The sequence below is a fragment of the Paeniglutamicibacter psychrophenolicus genome (assembly GCF_030812255.1).
Lineage (GTDB): Bacteria > Actinomycetota > Actinomycetes > Actinomycetales > Micrococcaceae > Paeniglutamicibacter > Paeniglutamicibacter psychrophenolicus_A.
Map to the genome: position 1 here is coordinate 26,298 of NZ_JAUSSH010000021.1, position 14,702 is coordinate 40,999.

The following is a 14,702-nucleotide window of genomic DNA, read 5'->3' on the forward strand; positions in this document are numbered from 1 at the left end:
CGACGGAGCACGGCATGTCTTGCGGGACCTCAGGAAATGAGTGTCTGTGTCCGTTCGGCGGCATCGAAGACGGTGTCCCGAAGGTTTTCATTGGCTTGGAAGGCCCTTCGTTGGCGATCGGCACCCGTTCCGGTGCGCTTGATCCTCTGGACCGCTTCCAAGACGTAGCGGAGGTCGCCATATTCCTCCAGGACCGGGCGTGTGTGGCTCAACAAGGCCGCAAGGGCTGCATCCACGGGGCAGAGGCGATTTTCGAGCGGGTGGAGCAGCGATCCCTGCAGACCGAGGCGGCTCGCCCTCCAGGAGGCCAGCCGCAGCACCTCGGTGGGGCAGGGCAGCGGAGGTTTGCCGCTCTGCCATTCCCTGCTGGCGCTTTCCACCAAGGCCCGGACCAGGGCGGCGATGGCAGCCCCGTCGCCGGCCTCGAGGCAGACATCCGCGATGCGGACTTCAACGGTCGGGTGCCGGGAAGAGAGCCGGGCATCGAAGTACACCATGCCCTCGTCGAGCATCACGTCGCATTGGAGGAGGATTCCAACGATGTGCCGATATGCATCCGCCGAACCAAAAATGTCCGTGGGGCCGGCCGTCGGCCAGCGCCGCCAGGCCTGGTACCTGAAGCTTGCATATCCGCTGTCCGCCCCCTGCCAATAAGGCGAGTTGCTGCTCAACGCCAAGAGCAGGGGAAGCCACACGCGGATCCGGTCAAGCACCGCCACGGATTCCTCGTCCGACATCACCGAGACGTGGACATGGAACCCGCAGGTGAGTTGCTCCTTGAGGGTGATGCCGAACTTTCCTTCCATGGCGAGATAACGGGGCAACGGCACCAGGCTGGAGGCTGCCCGCATCGGGTATGTTCCCAGCGCCACGGCACGGCACCCGGACAAGCCCGCCAAACGGTCGGCTTCCTGCCGTCCCTTCACCATGGCTGCCGACAATGCCGACAGATCGCCGAAGGGAGCGGAGACCAATTCAACTTGTTCCTGCTTCAGTTCGTGGGCCAGCGAGGCAGCATCGACGTCTTGGGCTTCATGGCCCCCGAAATGGGTGGAGGTGCCGGAGGAACGCAGCACGTCTGCCGCCGTCGGGGCAAGCATCCCGGTGGCGGCATCAATGAGCAGCAGTTCTTCCTCGACCCCGAAGTTGCGCATGGCCCTAGTTTTCCCGAACGCGGCCGGGATGAAAACAGTTTCGCATAGGGCGGAGGGATGAATCGGTGAATTGGTCTCGGCGTCTCACCATCTCGAGATGGACGGACCGAGACCAAGAAAGACGAACACGAGACTTGGGAGTGTGCCCAACGATGCCGACAGGTCCCGTAACGGTCGTCGGATGACACCAGGCGAAACCACCGACTAGATGCCCCTTCCGTGTGGACGGTTGCCGGGGAGCGACCTCCAACTGCGTCCGGCCTGGTCCACCGCCTTGGAGACTACCCGCACGGCGGTTGGCGCCAAGCACCGGAACATGATGGTCCAACACAGGCAAGGTAAATTGCGCGTCCAGCGTTCGGGGAACAGTCCAGGGTGGTGCATGGCGTGATAAACCTGATTGAGGAGTCACTTAACATCGACGGGTTTCGGCGTCGGCCCAGCGGCCATCTGCCGGGACATGCGGGGCACCCCCGGTGGCGCCGGCGTGGTGCTCATGACTACTGGTCACGCCGCCAACTTGCTACGTAAGGAACACCCTATGGCAGACAAAGAAAACGACACGTCCCATCCGAACACCCCGGCCTTGGCATGGACCACCCTGATGGAGGGAAACAAGCGGTTTGTTGAGAACATCGCTTCCCATCCCAACCAAGATGCGGTCCGTCGTACTTCCCTGACGAGCGGGCAGCATCCGTTCGTGACGATCTTTGGTTGCTCGGATTCCCGTCTGGCCGCGGAGATCATCTTTGACATGGGTCTGGGCGACGCCTTTGTGGTCCGCACCGCTGGCCACGTCATTGACAACACGGCCTTGGGATCGATTGAGTTCGGTGAGGAGTACCTGAAGGTGCCGCTCATTGTGGTCTTGGGTCACGACAGCTGCGGTGCCGTCACCGCCACCAAGGCGGCCGTGGAGACGGGCAGCATGCCGGCCGGGCATGTCCGGGGCATCGTTGAACTCATCACCCCGTCCGTGCTCGCGGCCTTGCGGGAGGACAGCGCCAGTGGCATCGATTCCATGGTGACCGAGCACGTGAAGCAGACAGCCGCCCGCCTGCTGGAAGAATCCCCGATCATCGCCGCCGGCGTGTCCAGCGGCAAAACGGCTGTGGTGGGGCTGACCTACCACCTCAACGATGGCCGCGCGGAACTGGTTTACAACAGCGGCCCCATCGCTGCCTGAGCCGGCCGCAGCGTCAGCCGGCATGGCGGCGGCACCTCGGACCGCCGCCATGCATCCGCAGCCACACCACCGTGAAGGTGCCCGATGTCAGTCGAGGGTGCTGTCCGGTCGGGGCGGCACCCGTCCGTAGCGGAAGCGGGTGTTGATGCATTTTCGGTGCCTCTTCGACCAGGTATCGGCAGCCGTGTGGATCGCGTTGCCGCTGGAAACCCCGTTCAGCCCTTGAGGCCGGTGGTGGCTACACCCTCTATGAAGTGCCGCTGGCCGATGAAGAACATCACGATCATCGGCAACGTGGTGATCACGCTGGCCGTGACAATCAATTCCCAGTGCCAGTTGCCGGCGAAGCCGAACTGGTCCACCATGGCCTTGAGCCCGCGGGGGACCGTGAACGTGCTCGAATCCCGCAGGTAGATCAGCGGACGCATCAGGTCCGTCCACGCGGCCTGGGCCTCAAAGAGCAGGGTGACGATCAGGGCCGGCTTGCACAGCGGCAGGGCAAAATGGCGGAAGAGCTGCCAGTCGTTGGCGCCGTCGGTGCGGGCCGCCTCGAAGATCTGTCGGGGCACCCCGAGGAAGAACTGGCGCAGCAGGAAGATGTAGAAGGCCGAGCCGAACAAGTTCCCGGCCCACAGCGGGGTGAGCGTGCCTACCTGCCCCAACGCGTTCCAGATCAGGAACGTGGGGATCAACGTGACGGCCCCGGGCAACATCATCGTGGCCAGCACCAGGAAGAACAGCGCATTGCGGCCGCGGAAGCGGTAGTAGGCAAAACCCCAAGCCACCATGGAGCTGCTCAGCGTCACCGCCACGGCCGCCAGCACGGTGACCAGCACGGTGTTGCCCATCCACAGCGCCAACGGCGCCGCGTTCCAGATTTCCACATAGTTTGCCAAGGTGGGGGTTTGCGGGAACAGCCGGTTGTCGAAGACCTCGGACTGCGGCTTGAACGATGCCGAAACAAGCCAGACCAACGGGTAGACGAATACCGCCATGGCCGCCAGGAGCGCAAGCCACAGCAGGAGTTTGAGCGGCGAGCGTCTCTTGGGCCGCGTCCTGCTCAACTCCGGGACGGGAACCCGCCCGGGGTCCGGCTCGACGGCAGGGACTGGCTTCAGGATCGGGGTGCTAGCCACCGTCTTCTCCTTCGTAGAAAACCAGCTTGCGTCCCACGACGTACTGGATCGCGGTGATGACCATGATGATGGCGAAGAGCAGCCAAGCCATGGCCGAGGCGAAGCCCATGTTCAGGTATTCGAACGCCTGCCGGAAGAGGTAGATGACGTAGAACAGAGCGGCATCGTTGCTGTAGGTCCCGTTTCCTGCCCCGAAGTACGCGGTGTAGGCCTCGGTGAAAGACTGCAGTGCCGCAATGGTGTTGACAATGACCAGGAAGAACAACGTGCCCGAGATCATCGGCACGGTCACGGACGTGAAGCGGCGCAACGGACCGGCACCGTCCACCAAAGCCGCGTCGTAGAGGTCCCGGGGCACGTTGTTCAACGCCGCCAGCAGGATGATGGTGGACCCGCCCAGGGTCCACAGGCTCATCAGCACAAGCCCGGGCTTGATCCAGGTGCTGTCGGTGGTCCAATCCGGCCCCGGGATACCGACGAAGCCCAGCACCGCATTGACCAGCCCGTTGTGCCCGTTGAAAAGCAGCAGCAACAAGATGCCCACGGCCACCGGGGGCGTCATGTTGGGCAAATAGAACACGGTGCGAAAGAAGCCGGTGGCACGCCTGGCCCGCATCAGCAGCATGGCCAGCAGCAGCGCGATGCCGATGTGCAGCGGCACCGACAATGCCGCATAGAACATCGTGTTGCGCAACGAGAGCATTACCCGCGGGTCCTGCCCGAGCTGGCGGTAGTTTTCCAGTCCCACGAAGTTCGGGTCGTTGAGCACGTCGTAGTCGGTCAGCGAGAGGTACCCGCTGTAGAGGATCGGCCACAGCGTGAAGACCAGGAAGCCCAGGATCCACGGGGAGATGAACAGCAGCGCATTCCGGGTCTGGCGCCGGTTGCGCTTGCGCAGCCTATAGGTTCTTGCGGTGTCCACCGACTGCCCCGCTATCCGGCGCTGCCGTCGGCGTCGGCCTTTTCCAGCGTTGACCACGCCTTGTCCAGGGCCGCCTGGGCCTCCTTCTGGGCAGTGGCCATGGATTCGGCCGGGGAGGCCTTGCCGTTGAGCACGCGGTTGACCCCGTCCAGCCAGGCCTGCTTGAACTGGGCGTCCGCCGGGTTGGCCGGCAATGAGAACGATGCTTCGTTGGCCTCGTAGGAGGCCTGCACCGCTTCCTTCCACGGGCTTTCCAGGGCGGTGGAGGAGTCGACGTACTTGGCCTTGATTTGTTCATCGGCATTCTGGTTGGCGGTGAACAGGCCGGTGAACGGCTTCTTTTCCTTCTGGCGCGCCGTGGCTCGGGCCTCGGCTGCGGCCATCCACGAGGCGGTCTCGGTGATGGTCTTGATGTAGCGGCAGGCGGCCTGCGGATTCTTTCCGGCCGAGGGAATGGCCCAGGCGGATCCCGAGCCGAAGCTCAGGGGTTGCCCGGAGGTGGTCTTGAAGGTGTCAAAGGCCATGGGCGCCTGCGGAGAGACGTCGTTGAGGATGTTGACGTACCACTGTTCCATGGGCATGGCCCCCAGCACCCCGGTGGCGAACTGGTTGCCCTTGCCGAAGAAGTCGGCCGAATCGCGGAAGGCCTTCACGGAGCCGAAACCTCCCTGGTCGGTGTAGATGCCGACGCCGAATTCAAGGGTCGCTACGACCTTCGGGTCGTCGATCCGGGCGGTCTTGCCGTCGGCGGAGATCATGTCCGCGCCGTTGGCCTTGGCCCACAGCGGCAGGAACTCGGGCAGCTTCGAGTCGAAGCCGATGACCGAGGGCTTGGATCCCTTCTGCTGCGCCAGCTTCTTGTTGGCCTCGGTGACCTTGCCCCAGTCCGATCCGTCCACATCGGAGGTGTCCAGTCCCGCTTTTTCCAGCAGCGTGCGGTTGGCCATGACGATCTGGACCTGGTTGAACTCCGGGATGCCGTAGATGTGTCCGCCGAAGGTGACCTGGTCGAGGGCGGGCTTGCGGAAGTCATCCAGGGAGATCGTCTCCCCGGTGATGCAGGTGTCGATCGGCATGATGGCCTTGCGGGCGGCGAAGGTGCCCAGCTGGTCGCGGTTGGCATAGATCAAATCCGGGGCATCCCCTGCCGCCACCGCCGACAGGAATTGCTGGACATCCAGCTCGCCCTCCACGGCCTTGACGGTCGCCGGCGCTATGGCCTTGCCGGCGAGGTCCGCCCGGGTGCGGGCCACTTCGTCGGCGTCGGCGTTGTAGCCCATGATGTTGAGCACCCCGCTGAGCTCGGCTCCGGCCGGGAACTGGTCCGGGCCCTGCGCCGTGACGTTGGGCTGGGTCCCGGTGGCGCAGCCGACAAGAAGCACCGATGCGGCTGCGGCCACCGCCACGGCAGTCCTGCTGCGGCGGGCCAGCCCCGGCTCAAGGGGCGGGGGACACGAATCCTTGAAGTACATGGTTCCTCCTCATTGCCGTTCCGGTGCGGGTGCAGCGCCGGCTGGCCGGCTCAGGGCTCCGCTGTGAATTGCTTCGATGGCCGAAGCGATTGGTGCATGAAGCCAACGCTGATATGTAGCCGAGTTTGTCAATAGGCAGAGAAGAACGACTCCGGGCGAGCAAATGCCCGGGGTCGTTCTTCATGTACCGCTGGGCGGGCCACCGAGGCTGTCCATGGTTTTGCACCTCGCGCCGCAGGGGCAGTCCGGCAGGGACCGAACACGGGCCCGTTGCCGGGGTGGTGGGGCCCGGCGGGGCCAGCAGGCAGGGCCAGGCCTTGTTGCCGGCCCAACGACTAGGGCCCCGGGTCCATCGGTTCCCGCGGCGGGAGCGATGGACCCGGGGCCCCGGGAAATACGGGCCGGATCAGGTGCCCAGGTCGGGATCCACGGGCCGGGTGGGGGAGGCGGGGTTCGGGCCGGCCGGGCCGGGGTTCCGGCCGTGCGGTCCGACAGCCTTGCGGAACACCACCGCGGCCGCCAGTCCGATCAGCGCCGCGACGCCCAGGACTGCAAGCGTGCCCTTTCCACGGGCCCGCTTGGTCCCGATCCTGCGCTGTGCCGTGACCAGGGCCTGCTCCACGGACTTGCGGGCGCGCCGGGCGGCCTTGCGGTTGCCGGTGACGGTGGCGACGACTTCCTCGGAGGCACGGGCCAGTCCCGCGGGGTCGAGTTTGTCCACCGCGTGGCGCACCGAGTCCTCCAAATGCGCCGGATATTCCTGCTTTGCCTTCTTGGCCCATTGCCCCAGCTGGGCCCGGACCGTCTTCATCTGCTTGTCGAGCTCATGCATCATGGGCCCCTTTCTCTTCGGTTTGGCTATTTTGCGTGCCGTTCCAGGCGCCGGGAGGCGGCCCCGGCACGACTGCGCAGCTGGATGATGCGCACCGCTGCGACGATGGCCACGACCACGGCGCCTCCCACGGCGGCGAGCAGCATCGAGATGCCCAATGCCATCTGCCCCTCTAATCCGAGGAAGTAGATGGTGGTCTGCGCCTGGTTTTGCATCATGAAGATCACCAAGAGGATCAGCACCGCGATGCCGACGATGGTGAAGGCCCACACGACCGCGGCCCGCGTGCTGGCCTTGGCGTCCTTGGGATCCTTGGCGGGGGACGTGCGGGTAGGCGGCCTGGGCACCGGGTCGGGTTCCGGCGTGGCCCTGGGTTGTTCGACCATGGGATACCTCCAATTGCGTGTCGCGGGGAAACCGCTGCAGGGGCGGTCCCCGTCGCTGGCCCGGGACGTTGGGTCCGGTGTTGCCAACCTATGCGCATCGACCACGGGAGGCAAGACACTGCACCGGTGCCGCTCAGCGGCCGGGCCTGCCAACGTGCGACAGGACACCGGGCTCCAGTGCCCGCAGGTAATCGGCAAAGCCGGCCTCCAGACGGCCGTGCAGGCGCCCGGAGGTGACGGCATGCAGCCGGGCGGTGGCCCTGATCCGCGCACCGCCGGCGCGCAGCTTGTCGACCAGCAATGCGTCTTCGTGCACCGGCACCGGATCGAAGCCGCCCACAGACAGGTAGGCCGAGGCCCGGAACCCGAGGTTTGCTCCGTGGACGTGCCCGTGGCCCTCGGTCCGGACATGGGACTGCTGCCACAATCCAAAAAGGTGTTCCCCCAGTTCCGCCCGGTCCGGTTCCACTGTCCCGGTGACCACGTCGACGCCGGATTCGGCCAGTTCCAGCTGCCCGGTCAGCCAATGCCGCGGCACCCGGGTATCGGCGTCAGTGCAGGCGATCCAGGTATGCGCGAGGTCGTTGCGGCCAGCCGCGGAGGCTCCGCCCAGGGCCTGCGCCACGCCGGCGGCCCGGGTGGCGCCCACGGAACCACAATCCACGGCGAGCACCTCGACGCGGCGATCCCGGGCCTCGGCGGCCTCGGCGATTGCCCCCGAGCCATCGCGGCAGCAGTCCAGGACCAGCGTGAGCCCCACCCGGAGCCCGGGACGTGCGTCGCCCACCTGGTTCATGGCTGCCTGCAGGTGCCTCAGGCACCCGCCGAGCAACGCCTCCTCGTTGTGCACCGGCACGACGATGGCCAGCCTCCGGATCCCGTCACCCATCGCCGTCGCCGGGCCTTTCGAGGACTTCGAGGATGAAGTCGGTCTCCCGATGCAGCAGCTTGGGCTCCAGGCCCAGGTTCCGGGCGGCTGCATGCACCTGGGCCCCATCCAGGGGCCATCCCTCCACCGGATGCAACCAGTGGCACAGCAGCAGCTGCCCGCCGGGGGACAGGGACTCGCGGCAGCGCAGCAGCAACTGGTCCAATTCGTCGGCGGCCAGGAAGTACCCGATCTCCGAGACCACCACGAGGTCCTGGGAGGCCGGTTCGATGGCGGGCCACTGGTGCGGCAGCACCGCCCGGAGCAGGGAAACGTGGGGCAGGTCCGCCACACGCTCCGCGGCATCCCGCAGGGCCACCTCGCTGGCGTCCAACGCCAGCAGCGACCGGGCCCGCGGTGCCAGTTCGCGCGTCAGCACCCCGATGGAACAACCCAGTTCCAGCACCGTTCCGTACCGCCGGCGCGGCAACGACGCAAGGGTGATGGCACGCTTGCGTTCCTCGTACTCGCTGCCCAGATAGTGCCACGGATCGCGGCGCCGGGTGTAGAGCGCGTCGAAGGTCTGAACGGCCGTTCCGGAGTCCCGCAGCCCCGCCGGCGTGTACCGGTAGGTTTCGGCGGGGCGGGTGAAATGCCGCAGGAAGGGGCCATGCAGCAGGGCCGCGTCCTGCGGCGCGGCGGAGAGCGGGGCGACCTGCGAACGGTGGGATTCCATCGCGGCGGCCTTGGCCGCCGCGGTCTGCGGATCCAGGGCCAGGGAATGCCAGCGGGTCCAGGCAGGCTCCACGTCGGGCCGTGCCCAGTGCCAGAACCAGATCGGGTATTCGAGCAGCGCCAACCCGAGTTCCCGGGCCAGCCGCGCGGCCAGGGACCCGAGTGCTTCGTGGTCCCCGTGGCCGTCGTGGCGGTAGGGCGCCACCAGGATCGCGCCCGGCCCCGGGCCGGCGGCCCGCACCGCCGCCTCCACCGCGGACATGTCCTGGGCCAGCGCGCCGTCCGGCAGCCCCAGCAACTCGAAGGTGGCGGCCGCGCCCGCGTCGCCGGCCGGGCCCAGCGCCGCGAGCGCCTCTTCGAGTTCGGCGGCCCGGATGCGGGCCAGTCGCTGAGGGGGATGGCCCGGGGATCCCGGATGCGAGGCCTCGCCCGCGGTCGCCACGATGACGTGCACCCGGGCACCGGCGGCCAGTGCCAGGCGGACCAGGCCCCCCGCTCCCAGCGTTTCGTCGTCGGGGTGCGCCGAGAGGATGAGCACCATCGGTGCGCGTCCCGGCTCGGCCTCCGCCGGAATGGGCGGCAGCTCGCCCACGCCTGCTTCGACCCACAGGGCCTCCGGGGTGCCCGTATCGGTGTGGCTGAAGTTCACCATCGGCCAGTGCCTCCGTTCGCGTTTTCGAGCAACAGCCCGCCCAACGCCGCATCGTCGCGGGAAGAATGGTGTTGCCTGATGTAGATGCCAAGGTCCGCGACCCTGCGCGCATGGTCCCGGTCGAAGCCGAGCGGGGCCGGGCCCAGGGCCCGGCCGGCCAGCACCAGCAGGCGTTCGCAGGTTTCGGCGATGTTGCCCCGGACCCGTAGGGCGGTTTCCCACGTCAATGTGCCGTCATCGGCATCCCGGGCGGCTTCGCGCAGCAGTGCCGCGCCGGAGGCCAGGAGCCGGTCCGCCTCGCCCAGCCAGGCCAGGGCCAGCTGGTCCGGTTCCCGGCCCTGCGCGGAGCGAAAGAGGGTGCGGTAGATCCCCACGGCACCGCCAAACCAGCAGGCGGCCACGCCCACGCCGCCGACCGCGAATCCGGGCCGCTCGAGGTACCAATTGGTGGGGCCCACCGGGTGGGCCCGGACACCGGAGAAATCCACCGGCTCGCTGGGAATCCTGCCCAGCCCGTGGCTCTCCCAGGACCCCGCATGCGCGGTGACCCCCGCTTGGCGCAGGTCCACGGCGAAGGCCCGTCGCCCGCCGGGGACGTGGGCCGTCACCACCGCGTGGTCGAGGGTTCCCGCCAGGGAACACCAGGGCTTGCGGCCATCGAGTGTCCACGCAACCCCCGGTGCGTCTTGCCGTGCGGTGGCGGGTTTGTTCGGGCCGCCCTCGGCGGCAAACACCCCCCAGGTGGTTCCCGGTTGCCAGTCGATGCCGGCCTGCGACAGGATGGCGGCGGCATCCAGGTGCGGTTCCACGGTCCTGGCTGCGGCAAGGTCCGCGCCGGCCAGCGTGGCGAGAAATTCCCACAGGGCGGTGGTCCGGCCCGATCCCGGGGTCGGCGGGGCCTGCCGGGAGCCGGCCAGGGTCGCAAGGATCGGAGCAGGATCCCCTTTACAACGGCGGGCGACCATGGGCAATTGCGTTTCCACGTCCCAGCCCAGGGGGGACGCAGACCGGGCCGCGGGTTTCGCTGCGGGGGAGAAGCTCACGTGCCACACATCGATCATTGTTTTCTAGTCCCCTTCCGTGGAGGTCTCGGCATGCGGGGTTCCGACGGGCTTGGATTCCGCGGAGCCGCGTTGTCGCAGGTAGATGGACAGGGCGACCATGCTGCCGACCGCCAGGAACTCGGACTGCCAGTTCTGCAGCGTGCGGTCCCAGAAGTCCGCGCTGAACACGTACTGGATCCACTCGACGGGCGGCTGTCCGTGGTCGAGCTGCTCCGCGTTGTAGACCACGGTGCCGGCAACCGACTGCAGCCACCAGGATGCAAGGAACACCGTGCCCATGACCAGCAACAAGGAATTGGAATACAGCTTGAGCCGCCATCCGCCGACCTTGGCCCATTTCGGCGAGTCGGGTTTCGCGAAGCGGCCGACCAGTTGGCTTTCGTCGCTGCCAACGCCCTCGTCACCGGGTTTTTTTGACTCCGGGGACCCGCGCTGGACCAGCCAAATGGTGGCGAGGATGAACAGGAAGAACTGCAGGTACTCGGACTGCCAGTTTTCGGCCACGTCCACGACGAAGTTGCTCGAGATCACGAAATCCCAGTATCCCGCCGGGGAAGACCGGTGGGCGACCTGGTTCTCGTTGTACACCGCAAGTCCCGCGAAGGACTGTCCCACCAGGGCACCGAGGAAAAGGACCGCGAAGGTGATGCTGAGCATTTGGGATCGTAGTGCCTTGCGCATTGCCGTTCACCTCCCGGAGAAGCCGATGATGACCATGAGTAACAATCCGACGCCTATCATTCCAAGCCACAAGCTAAATTGAGTTCTCATGAGGCGAGCGTATGGCCTGTGGCGGTCCGCGTAAAGGAAAATGCGCGGGGGACGGGTGGCAGGGGAATTTTGGCCAGGTCTGTCCCGGCGCCAGCCCAGGGGCGGCGGGGTGCCGTGAAGCGCATGGACGCGGTCTCCTGCCCGGCAACGAATCCCCGTGTATGCCGGGGATACGGAAAAGGGGTGCCCCGGCCGAAGCCGGGGCACCCCCCATGTGTGCAGCGATCAGGCCCGCTTGCGCGTCAAAAGCCCCCAAATAACGAGAACGATCAACGCTCCGCCGATGGCCAGCAACCATGTTGACAGGTCCCAGAACTCATTGATTCCGACACCAAAGATTGCCGATCCGATCCATCCGCCGAGAACGGCGCCGACGATTCCGAGCAACAGGGTGGCAATCCAGCCGCCACCCTGTTCGCCTGGTTTGATGGCCTTCGCAATAGCGCCGGCAATCAGTCCAAGAACTATCCAACCAATGAAACCCATAACTATTCTCCGTTCGGATGAAGGTTCAGTTTCAGCATCATTTGTGGCGATGCACGTTTCGAGCCTACATTGAAAAAAGTACTGATGGGTAGCCTCTTTGCAATGTTTGTATTTGGGCATTCCACAATGCCAAGCGCATTCATCACGGCGCGGCCCGCGGCGAAACGCCACCCGAATGCCCGCCCCAGGCACCCTTCGGGGACCAGCCGCAGCGCATGCATTGAAAGTGCCAGGATCCGGAGGGCGCTGCCAAGGCCCGTGGAAATGCCCCCCGTTGCCAGCGGCACCGGGGGGAAGGTTTCCGTCGATACGTGGAATCGGCGGACCAACGGCGGGGCTGCCCTGTTGACCGGCGGTCGGCGGCGTGCTGTCGAATCGTTGCGCCCTCGCGGTGCCCCGCCTAGGGTGGAGAAAGGCCCGCATGGTCCGGGTCCCGCGCCAGCAAGGATCGGAGGAGTCAATGCGGGATGTCCCAAATCTTTCCGAGCGAGTGGCCCTATTGGTCGTCGACATGCAGAACGCCTTCTTCGAGGACCCCGCCCTGGCCGCGCACCGGGGGCCCCTGCTGCGCCATTGCAACGTCCTGATGGCACTTGCCCGTTCCCGGGGCATGCCGATCCTGAACATCCGGACCGAGCACAAGAGGGACAAGTCCACGTGGACGTTGAGCATGCTCGATGACGACCAAGGTTTCCTGTTTGAGGGCAGCGAGCAGGCCCGGAACCTGGCCGAGCTGGACGTTTCCGGAGCGGTGGAGGTCGTCAAGCGGCGCGACAGCGCCTTTTGGGACACCGGCCTCGTCGGGCTGCTCGCGGACCTGGGCGTCGAAGAGGTGGTCCTTGCCGGTGTTGCCACCCACACCTGCATTGCCTCGACCGCCGCAGATGCCTACGCCGCGGACCTGCGCGCATGGCTGGTTTCGGACGCGATAGCCTCGGCGGATCCGGATTTCGCCAGTGCGACGCTGGGGCTGCTGCAATCCGAGTACCGGCAGAAAGTTGTCACAACCCGCGCCCTCGCATCCGGGGACCCGGCACAGCCCCCGGTGGAAGAACCCGCGCCCTCCGGCGGTGGCAAGGCCGGGGAACACATCCACTGAATAGATCGGAGCAAGTGATGGAGAACGAATCCGCAAACACAGGCACCAGGCCATTCTTCAGACGCCGCGGCGCCGTGCTGATGGTCACCGGCCTCATTCTCATGATTGTCTTCGGGCTGTTCATCTGGATTGGCCGCGATCCGGGCGAAGGCTACGCCACGCCCATGTGGGTCGGCGTGGCTATCGGGCTGGGCATGGCCGGCTACGGGCTGTACCGGGCCCTGAAGGGGCCGGGCATGCTGGACTTTCCGCGCGGCGGAACCAATAGCGGGGCTGGCTGAGAGCCGGATCCGTCCCGCATCGGCGAAGCCCGCTCCGCGCACCCATCGCACCCACGAAAGGAAAGCACCATGTCAATGGACACACCCGAACACGAACCACGCACCGATCCCGAATCCGAGGGAAACCCGTTGGACGGCAGGGACGGGCAGCCGGTGGAGGAGGGCTCCTCCGACGATCCGCGGACCCTCCGCAGCATGGATCCGCTGCACAACGAACAGCGCGAAGTCGACGAGCCCGCGGGGCACGAAGCCCGGGCCGCGGAAGATTTGCCGGTGGGCGAGGAAGGCCGCTCCACCGCGCAGGCGGACCTGGAAGGCGCAGCCGGCGCCCGTGTGGACGAACCCACGGATGTGGCCGGCCAGGAAGCCGGGGGCCTTGATGCCTTGGGGCGCCCGTTGCCGGAGGACTACCCGGAGGGCGAGGGGATCTAACCACGCGAACGGCCGGGGCACCGCCTTGTTTCCGGCCTCGCAGCAACCCGAAGGAGAGAACTTATGAGCGCGAAATTCCGCGTGGGGGACCACGTGAGCTGGAATTCCGAGGCCGGGCGCGTCCGGGGGACGATCAGAAAGATCCACACCAAGGACGTCGAATACAAGGGTCATTGGCATCGGTGCAGCGAGGCGGATCCCCAATACGAGATTCAATCCGACAAGACCGACCACGTGGCGATGCACAAGGGGCAGGCCCTGCGGAAAATCGCTTCGGATTGATGCCCCGGTGAAGCGCACCCGGACAAGGGGTGCAGCTCCGGCCGAGGCTCCCCCTTTTCGGGGAGGGCACGCGGTGCCTGCCCGTGGCAGGGACTTGGCGGCGCGGGTGGAGGCCTCGGGCCGACGCGGCTCCGGCAACTGCGCGGAAGCCGGCTCGCGTTGGGTGGTTCGACCCCTGACCAATTCATCTTCGTCAGGGCTGATGGTGATGCTCCGTCCGGACTTGGACTCGGTATGGGCCGCAGCCAGCGGGCAGGCGGCGCCGAAGGCGGCGGTTCCGCCGCCTCCCGGCCCGGGCGGATCGGCACGGTGATGTTCGCGGGGCAGCGAACCGTTGAAACATCGCTGTCGATGAGGAAGCGGTCCTTGGGATAGCGTCCGCCCTGGACCGCCGGCGGCGGGACCTTGTCCAGCACCTGCGCCCCGGAGGCCTCCAGCTCCACCAGCAAGGCGCCGGCGCCGTAGACGGCGTCCCCGTAGACCGGCAGGGGTTCGGGGCCGTCATCCCCGGAATCATCCGGGAGTTCGGGGTCCGCGTCCGTGTCGGCAGCCGGTTCTTCGGCGAGCAACCCGGTGGCGGGTTCCGCATCCCCGGTGTTCCCGGCGGTGACATCGGTCGCGGTGATGATCTCGGAATCCGGGTCGATCGCCACGTGGCCCTTGTATCCGTCAAAGCCGCGCGCCGAGGCCTTATGCCCATGCCCGGCCACGGGATCCACGGTGGAAATCACCGAAGACCTTCGCCACCCTCCGGGCGATGCTGAACACCCCGTCGACGCAGACCAGGTCTTGGCCCAGCAGGGTCGCCAGCAGCTCCCCGGCCGAGGACGCCGCCGGTTCGGGCTTCAGGCCCTCCGAAACGGTAAGGGCCGCAGGCCCGTCCTTCGCCAGCGCGTCCACCAGTTCCCTGCGGGCCTCGGCGTCATCCCACGCTCAGACAGGCT

Annotated in this window: 18 protein-coding genes; 5 read left to right on the forward strand and 13 right to left on the reverse strand. The window is 66.6% G+C overall.

Annotated features, from left to right (window positions below):
- Positions 1-29: 29 nt before the first annotated feature.
- A complete protein-coding gene (locus J2T21_RS19760) occupies positions 30-1,154 on the reverse strand; it encodes a glutamate--cysteine ligase (protein WP_307583825.1) in 1,125 nt (374 codons plus the stop codon).
- A 541-nt stretch (positions 1,155-1,695) separates the two neighbouring features.
- On the opposite strand from J2T21_RS19760, the gene J2T21_RS19765 reads away from it, so the two are divergent.
- Positions 1,696-2,340, forward strand: a complete 645-nt coding sequence (locus J2T21_RS19765; protein WP_307583826.1) for a carbonic anhydrase — start codon at positions 1,696-1,698, stop codon at positions 2,338-2,340.
- A gap of 215 nt (positions 2,341-2,555) precedes the next feature.
- Here the strand turns inward: J2T21_RS19765 and J2T21_RS19770 are convergent, their stop codons facing one another.
- The 10 genes from J2T21_RS19770 to J2T21_RS19815 form a co-directional block, all read right to left on the reverse strand.
- Positions 2,556-3,476 carry a carbohydrate ABC transporter permease gene (locus J2T21_RS19770; protein ID WP_307583827.1) on the reverse strand — a complete coding sequence of 307 codons (921 nt, stop codon included), beginning with the start codon at positions 3,474-3,476 and terminating at the stop codon, positions 2,556-2,558.
- A complete protein-coding gene (locus J2T21_RS19775; protein WP_307583828.1) occupies positions 3,469-4,398 on the reverse strand; it encodes a carbohydrate ABC transporter permease in 930 nt (309 codons plus the stop codon). Before J2T21_RS19775 ends, J2T21_RS19770 begins: the two co-directional genes overlap by 8 nt.
- 11 nt (positions 4,399-4,409) lie before the next feature.
- Entirely contained in the window at positions 4,410-5,870 is a 1,461-nt protein-coding gene (locus J2T21_RS19780; protein ID WP_307583829.1) for an ABC transporter substrate-binding protein, read from the reverse strand.
- Positions 5,871-6,276: 406 nt separating this feature from the next.
- Positions 6,277-6,705, reverse strand: a complete 429-nt coding sequence (locus tag J2T21_RS19785; RefSeq protein WP_307583830.1) for a hypothetical protein — start codon at positions 6,703-6,705, stop codon at positions 6,277-6,279.
- Positions 6,706-6,728: 23 nt separating this feature from the next.
- The gene (locus J2T21_RS19790; protein ID WP_307583832.1) at positions 6,729-7,088 is read right to left on the reverse strand and encodes a lipopolysaccharide assembly protein LapA domain-containing protein; all 360 of its coding nucleotides are present in this window, start codon (positions 7,086-7,088) and stop codon (positions 6,729-6,731) included.
- Between the two features lie 133 nt (positions 7,089-7,221).
- Entirely contained in the window at positions 7,222-7,977 is a 756-nt protein-coding gene (locus J2T21_RS19795; RefSeq protein WP_307583834.1) for a glycosyltransferase, read from the reverse strand.
- Positions 7,970-9,343, reverse strand: a complete 1,374-nt coding sequence (locus tag J2T21_RS19800) for a bifunctional PIG-L family deacetylase/class I SAM-dependent methyltransferase (protein WP_307583837.1) — start codon at positions 9,341-9,343, stop codon at positions 7,970-7,972. The genes J2T21_RS19795 and J2T21_RS19800 overlap by 8 nt, the downstream gene beginning before the upstream one ends.
- Positions 9,337-10,404 (reverse strand): acyl-CoA dehydrogenase, encoded by a 1,068-nt coding sequence (locus J2T21_RS19805; RefSeq protein ID WP_307583839.1) that lies wholly within the window; start codon positions 10,402-10,404, stop codon positions 9,337-9,339. Before J2T21_RS19805 ends, J2T21_RS19800 begins: the two co-directional genes overlap by 7 nt.
- Positions 10,405-10,410: 6 nt before the next feature.
- Positions 10,411-11,088 carry a DUF6766 family protein gene (locus J2T21_RS19810; protein WP_307583841.1) on the reverse strand — a complete coding sequence of 226 codons (678 nt, stop codon included), beginning with the start codon at positions 11,086-11,088 and terminating at the stop codon, positions 10,411-10,413.
- A gap of 315 nt (positions 11,089-11,403) precedes the next feature.
- Positions 11,404-11,664 carry a GlsB/YeaQ/YmgE family stress response membrane protein gene (locus J2T21_RS19815; protein ID WP_071216551.1) on the reverse strand — a complete coding sequence of 87 codons (261 nt, stop codon included), beginning with the start codon at positions 11,662-11,664 and terminating at the stop codon, positions 11,404-11,406.
- Between the two features lie 460 nt (positions 11,665-12,124).
- Here J2T21_RS19815 and J2T21_RS19820 point away from each other — a divergent pair, with 460 nt between their 5' ends.
- From J2T21_RS19820 to J2T21_RS19835, 4 genes are all read left to right on the forward strand, one after another.
- Positions 12,125-12,763 (forward strand): cysteine hydrolase family protein, encoded by a 639-nt coding sequence (locus tag J2T21_RS19820; RefSeq protein WP_307583843.1) that lies wholly within the window; start codon positions 12,125-12,127, stop codon positions 12,761-12,763.
- 17 nt (positions 12,764-12,780) lie between these two features.
- The gene (locus J2T21_RS19825) at positions 12,781-13,044 is read left to right on the forward strand and encodes a hypothetical protein (RefSeq protein ID WP_307583845.1); all 264 of its coding nucleotides are present in this window, start codon (positions 12,781-12,783) and stop codon (positions 13,042-13,044) included.
- A 69-nt stretch (positions 13,045-13,113) separates the two neighbouring features.
- Entirely contained in the window at positions 13,114-13,476 is a 363-nt protein-coding gene (locus tag J2T21_RS19830; RefSeq protein ID WP_307583847.1) for a hypothetical protein, read from the forward strand.
- 63 nt (positions 13,477-13,539) lie between these two features.
- A complete protein-coding gene (locus tag J2T21_RS19835; protein WP_307583849.1) occupies positions 13,540-13,758 on the forward strand; it encodes a hypervirulence associated TUDOR domain-containing protein in 219 nt (72 codons plus the stop codon).
- Here J2T21_RS19835 and J2T21_RS20925 read toward each other — a convergent pair.
- Together J2T21_RS20925 and J2T21_RS19840 are read right to left on the reverse strand one after the other, a co-directional pair.
- Positions 13,689-14,489 carry a transposase gene (locus J2T21_RS20925; protein WP_373458080.1) on the reverse strand — a complete coding sequence of 267 codons (801 nt, stop codon included), beginning with the start codon at positions 14,487-14,489 and terminating at the stop codon, positions 13,689-13,691. The two genes, J2T21_RS19835 and J2T21_RS20925, sit on opposite strands and share 70 nt — an antisense overlap.
- Positions 14,449-14,658 (reverse strand): hypothetical protein, encoded by a 210-nt coding sequence (locus J2T21_RS19840; protein ID WP_307583850.1) that lies wholly within the window; start codon positions 14,656-14,658, stop codon positions 14,449-14,451. Before J2T21_RS19840 ends, J2T21_RS20925 begins: the two co-directional genes overlap by 41 nt.
- Between the last annotated feature and the right edge of the window lie 44 nt (positions 14,659-14,702).

What these genes read in the sequence shown, in the direction of transcription:
- J2T21_RS19810 (WP_307583841.1), bottom strand. Translation starts at nt 11,088, where the DNA reads ATGCGCAAGGCACTACGATCCCAAATGCTCAGCATCACCTTCGCGGTC.
- J2T21_RS19765 (WP_307583826.1), top strand. Translation starts at nt 1,696, where the DNA reads ATGGCAGACAAAGAAAACGACACGTCCCATCCGAACACCCCGGCCTTG.
- J2T21_RS19815 (WP_071216551.1), bottom strand. Translation starts at nt 11,664, where the DNA reads ATGGGTTTCATTGGTTGGATAGTTCTTGGACTGATTGCCGGCGCTATT.
- J2T21_RS19835 (WP_307583849.1), top strand. Translation starts at nt 13,540, where the DNA reads ATGAGCGCGAAATTCCGCGTGGGGGACCACGTGAGCTGGAATTCCGAG.
- J2T21_RS19820 (WP_307583843.1), top strand. Translation starts at nt 12,125, where the DNA reads ATGCGGGATGTCCCAAATCTTTCCGAGCGAGTGGCCCTATTGGTCGTC.
- J2T21_RS19805 (WP_307583839.1), bottom strand. Translation starts at nt 10,404, where the DNA reads ATGATCGATGTGTGGCACGTGAGCTTCTCCCCCGCAGCGAAACCCGCG.
- J2T21_RS19790 (WP_307583832.1), bottom strand. Translation starts at nt 7,088, where the DNA reads ATGGTCGAACAACCCAGGGCCACGCCGGAACCCGACCCGGTGCCCAGG.
- J2T21_RS19760 (WP_307583825.1), bottom strand. Translation starts at nt 1,154, where the DNA reads ATGCGCAACTTCGGGGTCGAGGAAGAACTGCTGCTCATTGATGCCGCC.
- J2T21_RS19825 (WP_307583845.1), top strand. Translation starts at nt 12,781, where the DNA reads ATGGAGAACGAATCCGCAAACACAGGCACCAGGCCATTCTTCAGACGC.
- J2T21_RS19795 (WP_307583834.1), bottom strand. Translation starts at nt 7,977, where the DNA reads ATGGGTGACGGGATCCGGAGGCTGGCCATCGTCGTGCCGGTGCACAAC.
- J2T21_RS19780 (WP_307583829.1), bottom strand. Translation starts at nt 5,870, where the DNA reads ATGTACTTCAAGGATTCGTGTCCCCCGCCCCTTGAGCCGGGGCTGGCC.
- J2T21_RS19830 (WP_307583847.1), top strand. Translation starts at nt 13,114, where the DNA reads ATGTCAATGGACACACCCGAACACGAACCACGCACCGATCCCGAATCC.
- J2T21_RS19800 (WP_307583837.1), bottom strand. Translation starts at nt 9,343, where the DNA reads ATGGTGAACTTCAGCCACACCGATACGGGCACCCCGGAGGCCCTGTGG.
- J2T21_RS19785 (WP_307583830.1), bottom strand. Translation starts at nt 6,705, where the DNA reads ATGATGCATGAGCTCGACAAGCAGATGAAGACGGTCCGGGCCCAGCTG.